This is a genomic window from Williamsia maris, assembly GCF_024171815.1.
GTDB lineage: Bacteria > Actinomycetota > Actinomycetes > Mycobacteriales > Mycobacteriaceae > Williamsia_A > Williamsia_A maris.
Genome location: NZ_JAMTCJ010000002.1, coordinates 1,163,309 through 1,182,274 on the forward strand (window position 1 = coordinate 1,163,309; position 18,966 = coordinate 1,182,274).

At 67.8% G+C, this 18,966-nt stretch carries 13 protein-coding genes; 9 read left to right on the top strand and 4 right to left on the bottom strand.

Annotation, left to right across the window (positions count from 1 at the left end; translation table 11 throughout):
• Positions 1 to 225: 225 nt before the first annotated feature.
• A complete protein-coding gene (locus LX13_RS12215) occupies positions 226 to 1,029 on the bottom strand; it encodes a hypothetical protein (protein ID WP_253661577.1) in 804 nt (267 codons plus the stop codon).
• On the opposite strand from LX13_RS12215, the gene LX13_RS12220 reads away from it, so the two are divergent.
• Positions 986 to 6,187, top strand: a complete 5,202-nt coding sequence (locus LX13_RS12220; RefSeq protein WP_253661578.1) for a beta strand repeat-containing protein — start codon at positions 986 to 988, stop codon at positions 6,185 to 6,187. The two genes, LX13_RS12215 and LX13_RS12220, sit on opposite strands and share 44 nt — an antisense overlap.
• An 80-nt stretch (positions 6,188 to 6,267) precedes the next feature.
• On the opposite strand, the gene LX13_RS12225 is transcribed toward LX13_RS12220, so the two are convergent.
• On the bottom strand, positions 6,268 to 7,050 hold the full coding sequence (locus LX13_RS12225; RefSeq protein ID WP_253661579.1) for a site-2 protease family protein: 783 nt from the start codon (positions 7,048 to 7,050) through the stop codon (positions 6,268 to 6,270).
• A complete protein-coding gene (locus LX13_RS12230; RefSeq protein WP_253661834.1) occupies positions 7,047 to 7,706 on the bottom strand; it encodes a hypothetical protein in 660 nt (219 codons plus the stop codon). Before LX13_RS12230 ends, LX13_RS12225 begins: the two co-directional genes overlap by 4 nt.
• A gap of 154 nt (positions 7,707 to 7,860) precedes the next feature.
• On the opposite strand from LX13_RS12230, the gene LX13_RS12235 reads away from it, so the two are divergent.
• The 5 genes from LX13_RS12235 (at position 7,861) to LX13_RS12255 (ending at position 14,670) form a co-directional block, all read left to right on the top strand.
• Positions 7,861 to 9,147 carry an adenylosuccinate synthase gene (locus tag LX13_RS12235; protein ID WP_253661580.1) on the top strand — a complete coding sequence of 429 codons (1,287 nt, stop codon included), beginning with the start codon at positions 7,861 to 7,863 and terminating at the stop codon, positions 9,145 to 9,147.
• A gap of 4 nt (positions 9,148 to 9,151) precedes the next feature.
• Positions 9,152 to 9,814 (top strand): hypothetical protein, encoded by a 663-nt coding sequence (locus tag LX13_RS12240; protein ID WP_253661581.1) that lies wholly within the window; start codon positions 9,152 to 9,154, stop codon positions 9,812 to 9,814.
• Positions 9,815 to 9,880: 66 nt separating this feature from the next.
• Positions 9,881 to 11,389, top strand: a complete 1,509-nt coding sequence (locus LX13_RS12245) for an HNH endonuclease signature motif containing protein (protein WP_253661582.1) — start codon at positions 9,881 to 9,883, stop codon at positions 11,387 to 11,389.
• Positions 11,390 to 11,446: 57 nt separating this feature from the next.
• Positions 11,447 to 12,994, top strand: coding sequence for an alkaline phosphatase D family protein (locus LX13_RS12250; protein ID WP_372499883.1), 1,548 nt, complete (start codon positions 11,447 to 11,449; stop codon positions 12,992 to 12,994).
• A 113-nt stretch (positions 12,995 to 13,107) separates the two neighbouring features.
• Positions 13,108 to 14,670, top strand: coding sequence for an adenylate/guanylate cyclase domain-containing protein (locus LX13_RS12255; protein WP_253661836.1), 1,563 nt, complete (start codon positions 13,108 to 13,110; stop codon positions 14,668 to 14,670).
• A 12-nt stretch (positions 14,671 to 14,682) separates the two neighbouring features.
• Here the strand turns inward: LX13_RS12255 and LX13_RS12260 are convergent, their stop codons facing one another.
• Positions 14,683 to 16,287, bottom strand: a complete 1,605-nt coding sequence (locus tag LX13_RS12260; protein WP_253661583.1) for a Na+/H+ antiporter — start codon at positions 16,285 to 16,287, stop codon at positions 14,683 to 14,685.
• Positions 16,288 to 16,375: 88 nt separating this feature from the next.
• Between LX13_RS12260 and LX13_RS12265 the strand changes: the two genes are divergently transcribed.
• Genes LX13_RS12265 through LX13_RS12275 form a run of 3 tightly spaced genes read left to right on the top strand, consistent with a single transcriptional unit; the run spans position 16,376 to position 18,917 of the window.
• Entirely contained in the window at positions 16,376 to 16,708 is a 333-nt protein-coding gene (locus tag LX13_RS12265) for a UBP-type zinc finger domain-containing protein (protein WP_253661584.1), read from the top strand.
• Positions 16,709 to 16,718: 10 nt separating this feature from the next.
• Positions 16,719 to 18,434, top strand: coding sequence for a formate-dependent phosphoribosylglycinamide formyltransferase (purT, locus tag LX13_RS12270; protein WP_372499884.1), 1,716 nt, complete (start codon positions 16,719 to 16,721; stop codon positions 18,432 to 18,434).
• A gap of 3 nt (positions 18,435 to 18,437) precedes the next feature.
• The gene (locus tag LX13_RS12275) at positions 18,438 to 18,917 is read left to right on the top strand and encodes a DUF456 domain-containing protein (protein WP_253661585.1); all 480 of its coding nucleotides are present in this window, start codon (positions 18,438 to 18,440) and stop codon (positions 18,915 to 18,917) included.
• The last annotated feature ends 49 nt before the right edge of the window (positions 18,918 to 18,966 follow it).

Here is an 18,966-nt window from a genome sequence, read left to right on the forward strand (position 1 = left end):
CTTAGTGTGTCGGCGTAGCCCCGGGTGGTTGTGCTCGTCGTCGAATGATCAGTGCAGAAGTTGCTGGTAGCGCGGTGTGTGGTGTCTGGTCCGGGTTGTGCGCGAGGGCGCACCGACGAAACAGGGATCGATGAGTACTCACCGGGTGAACAATCGTGCGAAGGCCAAGGCTCGTGCCGCGAAGGCGGCGAAGGCGGGTCAGGGTCGGCATCGCAGTCCGCAGCATCACGAGGTGCCGACCTGGGTGAAGACCAGTGCGTTGACCGTCGGCTTGGGTGCGGTGCTGATCAGCGGATCAGGTCTCGCGAACGCCGAGACGGCGACCGGTGGCGGCGCGTCCTCGGGTGGGGCCAGTTCGTCAGACGATTCGTCGTCGACGACCCGGACGGTGTCGCCGGCGTCGACGTCGGCCGCTGATTCTGCGACCGGTTCGTCGACGAGTGCGGCGTCGGGCACCCAAACCGGGACCGCGGGGAGCGGTTCGACCTCCACTACCAGCGACAGCTCGGGTGCGCCGAGCACGTCGAGCAGTACGGGTATCGGCGGGACCTCGACCACCACTCCGGCGCCAGAGGAGAAGTCGTCTGAGGGGTCGACTCCGACCTCGACCGGTTCGGGGTCGACGTCGGGTTCGGGCTCGACCGGGGCCACGGCGCCTGCTGCGTCGACGCCGCCCGCCTCGACGCCGCCCGCCTCGACGCCGACTGCATCGGGGTCGGCCGGCTCCTCGTCCGGTGGTTCGGGGTCGAGTGCTCCGACCACCGCACCGACAACACCGGCATCGACGTCGTCGGGCACGCCCGGCATCACGTCGGGTCCGTCGTCGACTCCGTTGATCCCGTCGTCGACGTTGCCGGTGATGGGTTCGGCTCCGGCCGTCACAACGACGGGTGGGGGTTCGTCGGCGGTGTCGCTGGCCTCGGTGTCGGCTGTGTCGTCGTCGGCTCCGATGGTCGCGCCGGCGTCACAGGCGGTGGTGACGCCGTTGACGGCGTTGGCCGCTGTCGTCCTGTCGATCTTCGGTCTCAACGCGGGCAATGCGTCGACGACGCCGGTCGCGCCGGTGGCTCCGCCGAATCCGCTGGGCGACTTGGTCGCTGCGGTGTTCCGTCGGTTCCAGTCGGTGTTCTCGCCGTACCCGACGGTGCAGGGCCCGCAGATGGTCGATCCGTTGACAGGTGTGGTGACCGGTAGTGCGCAGTTCACGAGCCCGTTCTGGTTGCCGCAGTGGTACACCGTGACTGCGCCGACCAACGGCACCGTCACCATCGACAAGAACGGCCGGTACGTCTACACGCCGTCGAAGACAGCGCCGATCACCGTGACCGGCGATTCGTTCACCGTCACCGCGCGCAACTGGATCTCGAAGTCATCAGTGACCGTGCAGGTCCCGATCGTCGCGACTGCACCTCCGACGCCGACCACCCCTGTTGTCGGCACCCCGGACCCGACGTCCGGTGCGATCACCGGGTCGGTGTCGGCGGGATCGAGCAATGGCACCCCGGTCACCTACATCGCTCCGTCGGCGACGAGCACCAAGGGCGGGACGGTCACCGTCACCGCCGGAGGCGCCTACACCTACACGCCCACCGCCGATTCGCGCCATCAGGCCGCGAAGACCGGTGCGCCGGCGTCGGCGACGCAGGACACGTTCACGGTGAACGCGACCGACGGACGTGGCGCGACGACGCAGATCGTGGTCACCGTCCCGCTGACCCCGCTCAACGCGGCCCCCGTCGCTCCCGCCACTCAGCCTGCCGGACAGACCAACCCGGCCACGGGGGCGGTCACCGGGACGGTGACGGTCACCGACGGCGACAAGGACCCGGTGAAGTACACGGGTCCGACGACCACCGCGGGAGGTACCGGTTCGTTGACGGTCAACCCCGACGGCACCTACACCTACACCCCGACCGCGACCGCCCAGCACAACGCGGCGTCGGCAACAGGCGCGAAGAGTGACACGTTCACTATCGTTGCTGATGACGGTTTCGGTGGCACTACCGAGATTGTGGTGACGGTCCCGATCACCGCGGTCAACGCCAATCCCGTTGGCGGCGTGCAGACGCCGGGGACCGTGGGTGCCGGTGGTGTGGTGAGTGGTGCGGTCACGACCACCGATGGTGACAACGACCCGGTGAAGTTCGCTCCGGCGACGACCACCAGCGCGAGCGGCACGTTCACGGTGAACGCGGACGGCAGCTACACCTACACCCCGACCGCTACGGCGCAGCACAACGCGGCCTCGGCGACGGGTGCGAAGAGCGACTCGTTCACCGTGGTCGCCGATGACGGTTTCGGTGGCCGCACGGAGATTGTGGTGACGGTCCCGATCACTGCGGTCAACGCGAATCCCGTTGCCGAGGCTCCGACGCAGAGCGCCCCGGGTGTCGGTGGCGTGGTCACCGGCGCGGTGACGGTCACCGATGGCGACGGCGACACGCCCACCTACTCGGGCCCGACGGCCACCGCGGGAGGTACCGGTTCGTTGACGGTCAACCCCGACGGCACCTACACCTACACCCCGACCGCGACGGCGCAGCACAACGCTGCGTCGCCCAACGGTGCCAAGACCGACACCTTCACCGTCGTCGTCGATGACGGTTTCGGTGGCACGACTCAGATCGTGGTGACGGTCCCGATCGCCGCAGTGAACGCGAATCCTGTTGCCGGCGTCCAGGCGCCCGGAACGGTGGGTGTCGGTGGTGTGGTGACCGGTGTGGTCACGACCACCGATGGCGACAACGACCCGGTGAAGTTCACTCCCGCGACGACCGTCAGCGCGAGCGGCACGTTCACGGTGAACGCGGACGGCAGCTACACCTACACCCCGACCGCGGCGGCGCAGCACAACGCGGCCTCGGCGACGGGTGCGACGAGCGACTCGTTCAGCGTGGTCGCCGATGACGGTTTCGGTGGCCGCACGGAGATCCTGGTGACGGTACCCATCACCCCGGTCAACGCGGCTCCGGTGGTGTCGACGTCACCGTCGGTGTCGACGGTCGGCGTGGGCTACTTCCCGACCGGGGTACTGGTCGGGTCGGATGGTCGGACCTACGTCGTCAACCTGAGCAGCAATTCGGTGTCGGTGATCGAGAACGGCGTCGTGGTCCAGACCATCGACGTGGGTAGCAGTCCACTCAGCGCCGCCGTCGGCTCGGACGGCAAGATCTACGTCACAAATCAGGGTGGCAACTCGGTGTCGGTGATCAACAACGGCGCGGTGGAGACGACGATCGATCTGGGTGTTCGTCCGGTCGGTATCGCGGCCGGAACTGACGGGCTCATCTACGTGGCCACCGGCAGCGGCGTGTCGGTGATCAGCAATGGTGTGGTGGAGTACACGATTCCGCTCGGGGCCGGCCCGGACGGCATTGCAGTCGGCACGGACGGTCGGGTCTATGTCGCGCAGATGGGCGGCGGATCGGTCGCGGTTATCCGGAACGGCGTCGTGGAATCGACGATCACAGTGGGTGCCGGTCCGGACGGTGTCGCCGTCGGACCGGACGGCACCGTGTATGTCACCAACAGTCAGTCGAACTCGGTGTCGGTGATCAAAGACGGTGCGGTGGTGTCGACGATCTCCGTGGGCACCACCCCGAATCGTGTTGCTGTGGGCCAGGACGGCACCGTGTATGTCACCAACAGCGGTTCCGGCACGGTGTCGGTGATCAAGAACGGTGTAGTCGAGTCGACCATCAACGGGTTCGACTTCCCCTTCGGCGTTGCGGTGGGTTCTGACGGCATCGTCTATGTCACCAACCTGTTCGGCAGCACCACAACGATCATCAGGCCCGCCGACGTCACGGTCGGGGACCCGGACAGCTCGACCGGGGCGGTGTCGGGAACGGTGCGGGGATCGGACGCCGATGGTGACACCCTCACCTTCAGCGGTTCCGGCGCAACAACTTCCGGTGCCGTGGTGATCGATCCCGCGAGCGGGAAGTTCATCTACACCCCGACTGATGCGGCGCGGCACACGGCGGCGTCGGCAACAGGCGCGAAGACCGACACCTTCACGGTCACGGTGACCGACGGTTTCGGCGGATCGACCCCGGTGACCGTGACGGTCAACATCAGTCCGGTCAACGCGCCGCCGACGGTCACAACGTCACCTACGGTGTCGACGGTCGGTGTGGGTACCACTCCGACCGGTGTCGCGGTCGGTGCGGATGGTCGGACGTATGTCGTCAATCTGAGTAGCAACTCGGTGTCGGTGATCAGCAACGGCGTCGTGGTCGAGACCATCGGCGTCGGCGGTGGTCCACTGAGTGCAGTGGCCGGTTCGGACGGCAAGATCTACGTCACCAATCAGGATGGCAACTCGTTGTCGGTGATCAACGACGGTGCGGTGGAGACGACGATCGATCTGGGTGTTCGGCCGGTCGGTATCGCGGCCGGTACTGACGGGCTGGTGTATGTGGCCACCGGCAGCGGGGTTTCGGTGATCAGCAACGGCGTCGTGGAGTCCACGATCCCGGTCGGCGCCGGCCCTGATGGCATTGCAGTCGGTTCGGATGGACGGGTGTACGTCGCGCAGATGGGCGGCGGATCGGTCGCGGTGATCAGGAACGGCGTCGTGGAGTCCACGATCAAGGTGGGTAGTGGCCCAGATGGGATCGCAGCCGGGCCGGACGGCACGGTGTACGTCACCAACAGTCAGTCGAACACGGTGTCGGTGATCAAGAACGGTGTGGTGGTGTCGACGATCGATGTGGGCATCAACCCGAACCGCGTTGCGGTGGGCCCGGACGGCCGGGTGTACGTCAGCAACAGTTCGTCGAACACGGTGTCGGTGATCAACAACGGTGTGGTCGAGTCGACCATCGGCGGGTTCTCCTTCCCGTTCGGTGTGGCGGTGGGGTCGGATGGCATCGTCTACGTCACCAATCTGGCCGGCGGCAGTGCCACGGTGATCACGCCCGCGGGTGCCACCGTCAGCATTCCCAGTGCCTCCACCGGGGCGGTCTCGGGCGTTGTTCGAGTCACGGACACCGATGGCGACACCCTTACCTACAGCGGTTCCGGGGCAACGACTTCCGGTGCTGTGGTGATCGATCCGGCGACCGGGAAGTTCATCTACACCCCGACCGACGCGGCACGGCACACCGCGGCGTCGGCTGCGGGTGCGAAGACGGATGCGTTCACCGTCACAGTGGACGATGGCCACGGCGAATCAACCCAGGTGATGGTTACCGTCGACATCAGTCCGACCAATGCCGCGCCGACCGTCGGGACGCAGATGGCCGGGACGGCCAACGCCATCACCGGTGTCGTGACCGGAGTGGTGTCAGTGACCGACGGCGACAGCGATGTCCTCACCTACTCCGCCCCGGCGAGGTCCGTGGGCGGCGGTGCCGTGTCCATCGATGCCCAGGGGAAATACACCTTCACTCCGACGGATGCGGCGCGGGTGATCGCGACGTCAATGACGACGGATTCCTTCGTCGTCACCGTGTCCGACGGCCACGGCGGCGAGGTGCCGGTCTCAGTCGTTGTGACTGTTGCGCCTACTGCTTCGACCGGGGTCGCCGGGTCCACAGGGGTGTCGGGACCCGCGGGCAGCTCTGGCGCGACGGGCGTGACCGGCACGGCGGGGCCAGATTTCGGGGCGATCGGTCTGGCCGGCCTGCCCTCGAACCCGACGAACGGTGCGGTGTCGGGTTTCCTGATCCCGGCGAACACCAGTGCAGGACCGTTCTCGTACTCAGCGCCGGCGAACAGTCCGGCGACCGGATCGGTGACGGTCACCTCCGGCGGTGTCTGGACGTTCACGCCCACCACGGCCGCACAAGCGGCCGCAGCATCGGGCGGGGCCACCACCGATTCTTTCGTCATCACCGTGTCCAACGCGCAGGGCGCATCGACAGCTGTGACCATCGAGGTCCCGATCACCACTGTCGCCTCGGGTACCGGCCCCGGCACGAAAGCCTCCTACTGCACCGGCAGACTCGTGACCACGTCCTCGACGCCGAGGTCATCGGGCGGCGTATACGTCCCCCCATCGGGCGGCCTATATGTTGACGTCGGATCGGGCGCTATTTATAACGTCCCATCGGGCGGCGTGAATGTCCCCCCACCGGGCCCCGGGTTCCCGACCACCACGCCCGGACAGTTCAGCCTGCCGCCTGTGTTCAACGCGCCGACCACCACCAGCAACTACGTCGTTGACTGCGAGGTCCGCTGACGGCAGCCGCAACTAACCCCGCCCGAAACCGACGAACCCGCCTCGTGCACGAGGCGGGTTCGTCGGTTCGTGGCGGGAACTCAGCGCCAGAAGACGACCAGGTTATAGCCGATGGATGCCAATGTAGAACTGACACCTGACAACTCGAAGAACCAGTAGATGATGTCGAAGAAGGTCCGGTTCAGCGGCGGCAGCAACAGCACCAGGAACACGAGCAGGAAGCCGTACTGGCCGACCGGGGCGAGCTTGCGGCGCGTCTCCAGCGACAGATACGGCTCGATCGCGCCGTAGCCGTCGAAACCGGGGATCGGGATCAGGTTGAGCACGGCTGCGGTGATCTGCAGCAGCGCCAGCATGCCCAGCGCCGACCACAGGTTGATCGTCGCGGCATCGATCGAGTTGACCTTCGCACGGATCACGGTCAGCAGCACCACGCCCACGACGATGTTCGCGAACGGACCGGCCAACGACACGATCGTCCGCTGCGCCTTGGAGAACCCGGCCTGGTTCACGTACACCGCGCCGCCGGGAAAACCGATGCCGCCCAACAGGATGATCACCAGCGGCAGCGTGATCGACAACCCCGGATGGGCGTACTTCAGGGGATTCAACGTGAGGTATCCGCGGTTCTCGGCATTTTTGTCGCCGAAGGCGAATGCGGTCACCGCGTGGCCGAACTCGTGAAGGCACAACGAGATCACCCAGCCGCCGATCACCAGCAGCAGGGCCCCGACGATGGACGTCGCGTTGCGGCCCGGTGTGGACTGCGCCAGCAACACCCCGCCGGCGACAGCGGCAGCGACCACGCCGAGGAACACCGGCCCCGGTCGCACCGAGCGAGCGATCTGAGTCGCGGTGCTCATGGAGAGACCAGCTTCCAATCCTCGTGATGGCGATAGATCGTCGACCGGTGCACGGGACGGGGAGCCCGGATGCCGTCCCGTTCGACCACCACATCGATCCCACCGGTCTGCACGGCGCGACCGGCGACCCACTTCTGCCGGAATCGCTTGCGCAGCGCGCCTTCGACGCCCGGCTCGTCCCGGGTCGGGCGGATAAGGACAGTCTTGGCCTCGCCGAGGAACAGGCGCTCGCTGTCGACGATGGTCTCGCCGGTGAACGACCCGTTCTCGCCGGTGTGGCTCGCTTCGCCGATGACGACCACCGCGGCGTCGTCGCGGATCAGAGGCAGCGACGCCGCCGTCCCCGACACCGCCAGCTCGGCGGCCGCCGCATCAACCGGGAGGCCGTAGACCTCGGTGCCCGGCGTCGCCTGCGGTGCCACGTAGGCGACTTCGACCCCCAGCGCCTCGGCGATCATCAGACGCGCCACGACGGCGCCGAGGAACGCATCGGGGTGATCGGGTCCCGCGACCACCACCACGCGGGTCACGGCCGCGTCGGCCACCGCCTTGGCCACGCCGGCCCGCATCGAGTCACGGCTGTTCTCGGCGCGGATCACGACGAGGCCGTCCAGGGCGTCGGGCACGGGGACGTCGAGCGCGCAGATAACCGTCATCGTCACGTCAGAAATGGCCTCTCTCGGCGGGGCCGAGCCTGAGCGCCTCGGCGGAGCCGATCCTCATGTCACGGCGGAACGAGGTATCCGTCGTACAAAACCAGTAGGGTTGTCCCACGGTTCGGGTCTTCCCGTGCCGGAAGGAGCTCGACAGATGCCTGCGATCGTACTGATCGGTGCCCAATGGGGCGATGAAGGTAAAGGAAAGGCCACTGACCTGCTGGGGGAGAAACTCCAGTGGGTGGTGCGCTACCAAGGCGGAAACAACGCCGGCCACACCGTCGTCCTACCCAACGGCGACAAGTTCGCCCTCCATCTCATCCCGTCGGGCATCCTGACGCCGGGTGTGAAGAACGTGATCGGCAACGGCGTCGTCGTCGACCCGGGCGTGCTGCTCACCGAGCTCGGCGGTCTCGAGGATCGTGACGTCGACACCTCAGGGCTGATCCTGTCAGCCGACGCGCACCTGCTGATGCCGTACCACGTGGCCATCGACAAGGTGACCGAGCGGTTCCTGGGCAACAACAAGATCGGCACCACCGGTCGCGGCATCGGACCCTGCTACCAGGACAAGATCGCCCGCGTCGGGGTTCGCGTCGCCGACGTGCTCGACGAGAAGATCCTGACCCAGAAGGTCGAAGCGGCCCTGGAGATCAAGAACCAGATCCTCACCAAGATCTACAACCGGCGTGCGCTCGATCCCGAGCAGGTCGTCGAGGAGGTGCTCGCCCAGGCCGAGGGCTTCAAGCACCGCATCGCCGACGCCCGGTTGCTGCTGAACCAGGCGCTCGAACGCGGTGAGACCGTGCTGCTCGAGGGCTCGCAGGGCACCCTGCTCGACGTCGACCACGGCACCTACCCGTACGTCACGTCGTCGAACCCCACCTCGGGTGGCGCGTCGGTGGGTTCGGGTATCGGGCCCACCCGCATCACCACGGTGTTGGGAATCCTCAAGGCGTACACCACGCGCGTCGGTTCGGGGCCGTTCCCGACCGAGCTCTTCGACGAGTGGGGCGAGTTCCTCGCCAAGACCGGCGGCGAGGTCGGTGTCACCACCGGCCGCGCCCGTCGCTGTGGTTGGTTCGACGCCGTGATCGCGCGCTACGCAACGCGTGTCAACGGCATCACCGATTTCTTCCTCACCAAGCTCGACGTGCTCTCCAGCATCGACACCATCCCGATCTGCGTCGCCTACGAGGTCGACGGCGAGCGGGTCGACGACATGCCGATGACGCAGACCGGTTTCCACCACGCGAAGCCGATCTACGAGGAGATGCCCGGCTGGTGGGAGGACATCTCGGAGTGCCGCACGTTCGAGGAGCTGCCGCAGAACGCGCAGAACTACGTGCTGCGTCTCGAAGAGCTTGCCGGCGCACACATCTCGTGCATCGGTGTCGGGCCGGGTCGGGACGAGACCATCGTCCGTCGCGCAATCATCTGAGCTGGTGACGCCCGGGCAGCGGGGTGACGGGTCGCGTGACGTCGAACCCATCGAGGGTCGTCCGTGGATCTCGCGGATGTCGACACCGTCGAGTCGGGTCAAGCGCATCATCGCGGTAATCGGTGCGCTGGCGATCATCGGGGTCGCCGTCCCGTTGTTCATCTCGCTGTTCACCGGCGGCGGTTCCGATGACGATGCGGCGCAGGCGCCTTCGTCGTTGCCGCCGGTGACCTCGGTTGCTCGTTCGGCCGAGCCGATGTACTCGAGTCCCGGCGAGTGTGTGTCGCTCACCGCCACCGATCGGGGCATCACCCCGCAGAAATCGAGCTGCACCGCGGCGGGTTTCACGTTCATCGTCGCGTCTGCGTTGCAGCAGGCGTCAGATGACTGCGGTGTCGGCCAGTACTCGCAGCTCACCCAGCCGGGCTTCGGGAAACTCTGCATCGTGCCGAACTTCTCCGCGGGTGAATGCTATTCGGTGCCCTCGGCCACGGGAACTCTCGTCGACTTCCGTGCCGCGCCCTGCAACGCCGCAGCCGCTGATCGCACCCAGGTGATCCGCGTCCAGGGGCGAGCGCCGGCGGCGACCATCGACTGCCCCGGCGGTCAGGTCGTCTCGTTCGCCAAGCCCAGCGCGCTCAGCTATTGCATCGCCCCGGCCACCTGATTCATTCGAACACATGTTCGATCATTGTGGTAGAGTTGTCGTATCGAACCGCCGGGGGGAGGCATCGTGGACGTTCACCAGCAGTCAACGCTCGAAGCGGATTACGCTGCCCTGGAACTCCTTCTGGACAAGATCGCCGCCGCGGATTCGACCCCGTGCACCGATGCGGTCGTCGCGGGGCTGGCCGAGCGCCACGAGCGAGCGGTCCGACGCATGGAATCCATCGGCAATCGCCGCATCCTCGAGGTCTCCGATCGCGAGGCGTTCCGCGCCTCGGGATGCCAGTCGATCTCCGAGTTCGTCGCCACCACGCTGCGGATCACCCAACCGAAGAAGCGGTTACGTGCAGTCCAGTCCCTCGAGTCGCTGCATGCGATGACGGGCGAGAAGATGGCGCCGACGTGCCCGAACACCGCCCGCGAATTGGCCGCCGGCTCAATCGGTGCCGATCACGTCAACGTCGTCCTCGACGTGATGGCGAGGATCCCGGCCGCTGTCACGCCCGAGCGGCGCGAGTTCGCCGAGAAGTCCCTCGCCGAGTACGCGACCACTCTGACCCCGAGAAAGCTGACCGCTGCCGGGGTTCGCATCCTCGCCCACCTCGACCCCGACGGAACCCTGACCGACGACCGTGATCGCGCGCGCAACCGGAAGCTGTCACTGGGCAGCCAGGACTCGCAACTCATGTCGAAACTGTCCGCGACCCTGGATCCGACCACCCGGGCACTGTTCGATGTGGTGTTGGCCGCATGGGCTGCACCCGGGATGAACAACCCCGACGACGAGAACTCGCCCCGCGGTGACAAGTCGGATGCCGGTCCCGAGGCCGTACGCGAGGCGGCGGACCGTGATCACCGCAGCCAGCTGCAGCGCAACCACGATGCACTCGCGGCGTTGTTGCGTTCGGCCGTCGACGGTGGGCTGCTGGGTACCTCGCATCGCGGTCTACCGCCGCACGTCATCATCTCGATGACCGAGACGCAGTTGCGAGAGCGTGCGGGCGTCGTCCGCACCGCCACCGGAACCGACCTTCCGATCAGCGATGCGCTCACCCTCGCCGCTGACGCCCAGATGCACCTCGCCGTGTTCGACGACCACACCGACGAGGCCCTGTTCTATGGACGTTCGCGCCGCCTGGCGTCGCAAGCCCAGCGCTTCGTCGCGTTCGCGAAGTACCGAGGCTGCAGCAAGGACGACTGCAGTGTTCCGTTCGCGCACACAGAGATGCACCACGCCGAGAAAGACTGGGCTGACGGCGGCCGCACCGACTCCAACCATCTGGCGCCCGCGTGCGGACCGCACAACCGTGCCGTGGGTCCCGAACCGCACCAGTGGACGACCGAGAAGATCACCGAGGGCCCCGACCGCGGACGCTACGGATGGCGCCGCAACACCGACCCACCCGACCGCTTGCGCGCCAACCGCCTCCACCGCATCGACGAACTCCTCGACCGGCACCGTGCCTCGCGCGACGGCCCTCGAGGCGAAGAACCGTGCCATGCCGTCGTGACACCGCTGTCGCCCCCGGGGTTCGACATCGCGTGGCCGACGCCGGTGATCCGCTGGGCCGCATGAGCCGTTTGGTCGATCGCGCGTAACCTCGCGTTCGCTTCCGGGGTGAAGGATCGTCGGGTGTCTGTCTCTCGTCGTGCTCTGCTGCGTTCGTCCGCAGCCGCCGGACTGCTGATCCCCGCGAGCGGACTGCTCGCACCACATGCGTCGGCAAGCCCGACACTGACCCGCGCACGGCCCACGCTGTCGCACGGCATCGCCTCCGGTGACCCACGTACCGACGGCGCGCTGATCTGGGCGCGCTCGGACAGCCCGGCGCGGATGATCGTGGAGACCTCGCTGTTCGAGAACTTCGCGTTCCCGCGCCGCTTCACCGGCCCGCTGCTGACCCCGGCCACCGACGGCACCGGACGCGTCCGGGTCACCGGGCACCCCGCCGGCGCCACCATCCACTACCGGGTCACACTCGTGTCCGACCGCGGCACCCGATCGCAGCCGCTGACCGGGACCTTCCGGACCGCGCCCCTGCTGCCGGGAGCGGTGAAACTCAACTGGTCCGGCGACGTCGTCGGCCAGGGCTGGGGCATCAACGAGGCCATCGGCGGACTGCACGGGTTCTCCACACTGGCCGACCGCAACGCCGACCTGTTCCTCCACTCCGGCGACACCGTCTACGCCGACGGGCCGCTGAAGGAGACCGTCACGCTCGACGACGGTCGCGTCTGGCGCAACATCGTGACCGAGGCGAAATCCGATGTGGCACAGACCCTCGACCAGTACCGTGGCAACCACAGCTACAACATGACCGACCAGAACTACCGCCGGTTCGCCGCGTCGACCACCCAGCTCGTCCAGTGGGACGACCACGAGACGTTCAACAACTGGTTCCCCGGCGAGATCGTCGCGAACCCCGCGTACACGCAGGAGAAGCGTGCCGACGTCCTCTCGGCCCGTGCGCTGCAGGCGTTTCACGAGTGGCAGCCGGTCAGCCGCGTCGACGCCGTCGACGGCCGCGTCTACCGCAAGGTGTCCTACGGCCCGCTGCTCGACATCTTCGTCCTCGACATGCGCAGCTACAAGGACTCGAACTCCAACGCCCGCACACAGTCCGGGCACATCCTCGGTGCCCGGCAGGCGCGATGGCTGGTCGACGGCCTCAACTCCTCACGCGCGGTGTGGAAGATCGTCGCCAACGACCTACCGCTCGGGATCGTCGTCCCCGACACAACGTACGGCGACAAGGACGGTATCGAGGCGGTCGGGCAGGGCGACAACGGTAAGCCACTCGGCCGCGAAACCGAACTGGCGCAGATCCTCTCGCGCACCAAGCGGGTCCGCAACGTCGTATGGCTGACCGCCGACGTCCACTACACCGCGGCCAACCGATACGACCCCTCGCGCGCCGCGTTCACCGACTTCCACCCGTTCTGGGAGTTCGTCTCCGGACCGCTGCATGCGGGTGCGTTCCCGGCGGGCAAACTCGACGGCACCTTCGGCATCGACCAGGTCTTCGTCCACGCCCCGACCACCGCGAACGTCTCACCCATCACGACGGAGTTCCAACACTTCGGCGAGGTGCGCATCGACGGCCTCGGTGGCACGTTCACCGTCGACCTGTGCGACACCAGCGGCAAGGTCCTCCACCGCACGGTGATCCCGCGTGAATGATGCCGGGGGAGGGGTCAACATGACAAAGGTGCTCGGCCACTCGGGAACCTCCCGGTAGATTGCTCGCAGACGCTGCGGGAGTGCCGCAGCGCATGCCGCTGATCAGGGGAGCCATGCGCCTGTTGAACCGCAGGGACGCCGACTACGGCTCGATCCTGTTGGGCTCCACGAAAGACACCCCGCGCATCCAGCGCATCCGCATCCAGATCCTGCTGACCGGGTCGATCCTGCTGTCCAACGCGATCGGCGCGATCATCGCGGTCGTCCTGGCCAGTGTCGGCATCCCCGAACCGAGCGTGTTCGACGAGAAGTTCTGGTGGGTCAACTTCATCGCGCTGCCCATCTACATCGGGTGTGCACTGCTCATCGGCGCGGTGGTCGGAACCACCATCATCGTCCGACAGCTGCGTTGGTCGATCCAGGACCGCATCCCGACGCCGCGCGAGGCCCGCAAGGCGCGGCGAATCCCGTGGAAACTGACCGCTTTCCAGTCGATCTTCTGGATCGGCGCGGTCATCCTGTTCACCATCTCCTACGGCGTTCTCGATCCGATCCTCATCCCCAAGGTGTTCCTCGTCGTCGGGTTGAGCGGCACCGTCGTCTGCGCCATCTCATACCTGCTCAGCGAGTTCTCCCTGCGCCCGGTCGCGGCCCAGATCATCACCGCGGACCTGCAACTGCGCCGCAAGCGCAGCGCGCTGCGGACCCGCGCCCTGATCTCGTGGATGGTCGGATCCGGGGTGCCGATCGCGGGCATGTTCCTGGTCGTCGTCTTCTCACTGCTGCGTGAGCAGACGTCGAAGACCGACGTGTTCGTCGGCATCACCGTGCTCGTGGCCACCGCCCTGTTCACCGGACTGTTGCTGACCGTGCTCAACACCTCACAGGTCGTCGCCCCGGTCCGCAGCGTTCGCAACGGGATGAAGAAGGTCAGCGCTGGTGAGACCGATGTCGAGGTGGTCATCTTCGACGGCACCGAGCTCGGTGAGCTGCAGGCCGGGTTCAACTCGATGGTCACCGGACTGCAGGAACGGGAACGGTTGCAGGACCTCTTCGGTCGGCACGTCGGCAAGGACGTCGCCGAGGCCGCACTGAGCCGCGACCCCGAGCTCGGCGGCATGGAACGCACGGTGGCAGTGGTGTTCGTCGACGTCATCGGCTCGACCAAGCTCGCCTCCGACCGGCCGCCGTCGGAGGTCGTCACCATCCTCAACCGGTTCTTCGCGGTCATCGTCCAGGAGGTCGAGGCGCGCAGCGGGCTGGTCAACAAGTTCGAGGGTGACGCGGTGCTCGCGGTGTTCGGGGCGCCCATCGACCTCCAGGACACCGCCGGCGCCGCTCTCTCGGCCAGCCGGGAGATCTCCCGACGCCTGGCCGAGGAGATCCCCGAGCTCAGCGCGGGGATCGGCGTCAGTCACGGACCGGTCGTCGCCGGCAACGTCGGTGCGATCCAGCGATTCGAGTACACCGTCATCGGCGATGCGGTGAACGAGTCGGCGCGGCTGTCGGAACTGGCCAAGCGCGACCCGACCCGACCGCTCGCCTCGCAGCGCGCGGTGGACGCGGCGGCGTCGGAGAGCGAGCACTGGGAGCGCATGGAGAGCCAGACCCTGCGGGGTCGGTCGGAGGAGACCACGGTCTTCGCGGCCCACACCCCGGTCACCGAGCCCGCCTGAACGGTCCTGTTCTCAGTCGCGCTTCTTCGACGATCGGTCCGAGAGGCCCTCGGCGAGGTCGAGTTGGCGCAGCACGCCGCGCAGCACCTCGTCGTCGATGCGGCCCGCGTCGCGTTCGTTGATGAACACCTCGCGCTGCACTTGCAGCAGCTCGGTACGCATCCGCCCGAACGCCACCGTGGGGCTCTCGCCGAGCTCCTCCTCGCCGCGGCCGAGTTCCTCCCACGCGAGGTTCTTGCGTGATCGGATCCAACGCTGCAGGATCTGGACCTGCTCTTTCATGGCGTCGCTGTCGGGAATCTCCTCGGCCATCTCCTCGAGACGTTTCCCGGCCGCACGTCCGGCGCGGTCCTGCGCCGCGGCGAGCGCGAGCAGGTCGGTCCGTCGTTCGTCGCTGTGCACACCGAGGACCCGGATCAGCAACGGCAACGTCGTCCCCTGGATCAACAGCGTGCCGACCACCACGACGAACGTCAGGAAGATGATCTCGTCGCGCGCGGGGAACGGCATGTTGTCGTCGGTGGTCAGCGGGATCGCGAACGCGGCGGCGAGGCTGACCACACCGCGCATGCCCGACCATGCGATGACGAAGACCGAACCGGGCGTCGGCGCCGGCTCGCGCTCACGTATTCGGCGCGAGAGCAGCCGCGGCAGATACGTGGCCGGGAACATCCACACGATGCGCACGACGATCACCGTGGCCAGGACCGCGACGCCCGACCAGATGATCACCCCGACCGAGCGGCCCTTCAGGCCGTCGAGCACCTCGGGGAGCTGCAGACCGATGAGCAGGAACACGAACGACTCGAGCATCACGTCGATCGAGCGCCATACGGCGTTGTCCTGTAGTCGCGTCGCGTAACCCTCACGCGCCGAGCGCTGGCCGAGATAGAGGCCGACCACGACGACGGCGATGACGCCCGAGGCGTGCACCTCCTCGGCGACGAAGTAGGTCGCGAACGGGATCACGATGCCGAGCGCGGTCTCCATCGGCGGATCGGTGAGCCACTGGCGCACCTTGGCGATGACGACGCCCGCGACCAGTCCGACCAGCACGCCGCCGAACGCGGCCTCGGCGAAGAGCACGATGCCGCCCCATGCGGTGGTGGTGGCACCGACCGCAGCGCCCAGCGCCAGCCGGTAGGCGGTCAACGCGGTCGCGTCGTTGAGGAGGCTCTCGCCGCCGAGCAACGTCGTCATCCGACGCGGCAGGCCGAGTCGACGACCGATGGCGGTGGCCGACACGGCGTCCGGGGGAGCGACGACAGCGCCGAGGACAAACGCCGCGGCCAGCGGCAGCTGGGGCAGCGACCAGTAGGCCACGAACCCCACGACCACCGCGCTGAGCAGCGGCAGCGCGACCGCGAGCAGTCCGACCGCGCGCATGTTGCGGCGCAGTGCGACGTAGGAACTGTCCTGGGCGGCCGAGTACAGCAGGGGCGGCAGGATCACGAACAGCACGACGTCGGGGTCGAGTTCGGGGGTCGGCAGACCGGGGATCCAGCACACCCCGAGTCCGCACAGGACCAGTACGAGCGGCGACGCGAACTGATATCGGCGCGACAGCGCGGCGATGGCCAACGACACCACGATGACGACGAGCAGAGCGGAATCCACGAGTGCTGCCTCTCCATACGGCGACCGCTCGGACCCGGGGGTGGTCACCGGGTGGCCGAACCCGTCAAAGATACGGGACAATGGCGGAGTGCGATCTATCAGACGGTCGGTGATGCACCGACTCATCAGCCCCAGCGATGTCGAGCCCGAGGGGTGCGACGACCTACGCGCCACGGCGGCCGATCCCGCGGACGACCCGATGCCGGGCCCGCAGAACGCGTGTCAGGGCTGTGCGGAGGAGGGCGTCGAGCACTGGGCGCATCTGCGACGCTGCCTGAGCTGCGGATACATCGGTTGCTGCGATTCGAGCCCGCGGAAGCACGCGACCGCCCACCACAAGTCCACCCACCACCCGGTGATGCGATCGGCGGAACCGGGCGAGACCTGGCGCTGGTGCTACGTGCACGCGCAACTCGGATGACCCAGATCGGATGACACCCGAACCCATGAACACTCCCGACGGACCGAAGGCGGGCCCGCCCCGTCCCGCGCCGCAGCCGCCCCGCCCTCCTGTGCGCCCGGGGCCGCCTCCCGGCCCGGCCCCCACGGGGATCTCGCCTCGGATCGGCACGCCGTTGTCGCCGTCCGCGACCCGCGTGATGCTGCTCGGTGCCGGTGAGCTCGGCAAGGAGGTGGTGATCGCGTTCCAGCGTCTGGGCGTCGAGGTCATCGCCGTCGATCGGTACCACAACGCGCCGGGCCATCAGGTCGCCCATCACGGCTTCGTCATGGACATGACCGATCCCGACGCGCTGCTCGGACTGATCGAGGACCAGCGCCCCGACTACGTCGTCCCGGAGATCGAGGCGATTGCCACCAGCGCACTGGTCGAGGCCGAGCGTCGCGGCATCACCGAGGTCATCCCCACCGCGCGGGCGACGTCGTTGACGATGAACCGCGAGGGGATCCGCCGTCTGGCCGACGAACAGCTCGGCCTGCCGACGTCGGCGTACGCGTTCGCCGACTCACCCGAGCAGCTGGCCTCGGCCGCCGAGCGGGTCGGGTACCCGTGCCTGGTGAAGCCGACGATGTCGTCGTCGGGCAAGGGGCAGTCGATGCTCCGCGGCCCCGAGGATCTCGACGCGGCGTGGCAGACCGCCGCATCCGGCGCGCGGGTGTCCGGCGGGCGGGTCATCGTCGAGGGTTTCGTCGACTTCGACTACGAGATAACACTTCTGACCGTGCGTGCGGTCGATCCGGCGACGGGCCGACTCACGACGCACTTCTGCGCGCCCATCGGGCACCGACAGGAACGTGGCGACTACGTCGAGAGCTGGCAGCCGCAGGCGATGAGCGCGGCCGCCCACGGTGCGGCGATGTCGATCGCCGCTCGGATCGCGACCGCTCTGGGTGACGGAAAGCTCGGTGGCCGCGGCGTTTTCGGCGTCGAGATGTTCGTCAAGGGTGACGACGTCTACTTCTCCGAGGTCAGCCCGCGTCCACACGACACCGGTCTGGTCACCCTGGCGACGCAGCGACTCTCCGAGTTCGAGATGCACGCGCGTGCCATTCTCGGGCTGCCCGTCGACGTCACCCTGGCCAGCCCCGGAGCGTCGGCTGTCATCTACGGCGGTCGCGACGAACAGGGGATCGCGTTCGAGAACGTCGCTGCGGCACTGACGATTCCGGAGACCGACATCCGTCTGTTCGGCAAGCCGGAGAGCTACCAGCGACGTCGCATGGGCGTGGTCGTGGCCACGGCCGACGACGTCAACGGCGCCCGTCGTCGCGCCACCGACGCGGCCGCCCTGGTGCGCCCGATCAGCGGTGTGCGTCCCCCGGCCCCGTCCGCACCGCCGGTGTCGGCGACGGCGACGACCACCGCGACCCATCGGCCGCCCCCGCCCGCACAGCCGCCCGCCCCGGCCACCGACCGGATCTCGGTCGAGATGATCGCCCGGCGGGCCCAGGCCGGTGACCCGCCCCGTGTCGATCCTCCCCGTCCCGATCCCGCCCGGTCCGATGCTGACGGCACGTCCGACGCCGCCGACGCACCAGTCGAACGGACGGACCGTCCCGCCGATCGTGCCGATCAGCCGACCGAGCGCTCCGAGCTGCCCCGGTGGGACGACGACGAGGACGCCGCGACCGAACCGACCGACACCGACGAGGACATCTCGTCGGGTCGCATCAGCGTGGAGAAGTAGCCTGTGTCGGCGGTCGGTGAGCTGCTGATCGCCCTGGTGATCCTGATCGGGCTGGTGGGGACGATCGTCCCGATGCTGCCCGGCCCGTCGTTGGTGCTGGCCGCCATCGCCATCTGGGCGATCTTCGTCGGTGGGTGGGCGTGGGCGGTCGTCGTCGGCGCTGCCGTGCTCATCGTCGGCGCCGCGGTGCTGAAGTATCTCGTCGCCGGCCGGTCGATGAAGCGGTCGGGAATCTCGAACCGGACGGTCCTCATCGGTGGACTGGTGGGCATCGTCGGATTCTTCGTCATCCCGGTGATCGGTCTGCCGATCGGGTTCCTGGCGGGTGCGTTCGTCGCCGAGTGGGCCCGCGATCAGGACGTGCGGGCCGGGTGGAGGGGTGCGCTCGCGGCGATGCGGGCCGCCGGGGTGGCCATCCTCATCGAGCTGACGGCGTCACTCTTCGCCGCCGCCGGATGGCTCACCGGCGCGATAGCCCTCTGACGCCACGGCGCCAGTTGGGCACGTACGCCCATCACTTGGGCACGTAAAC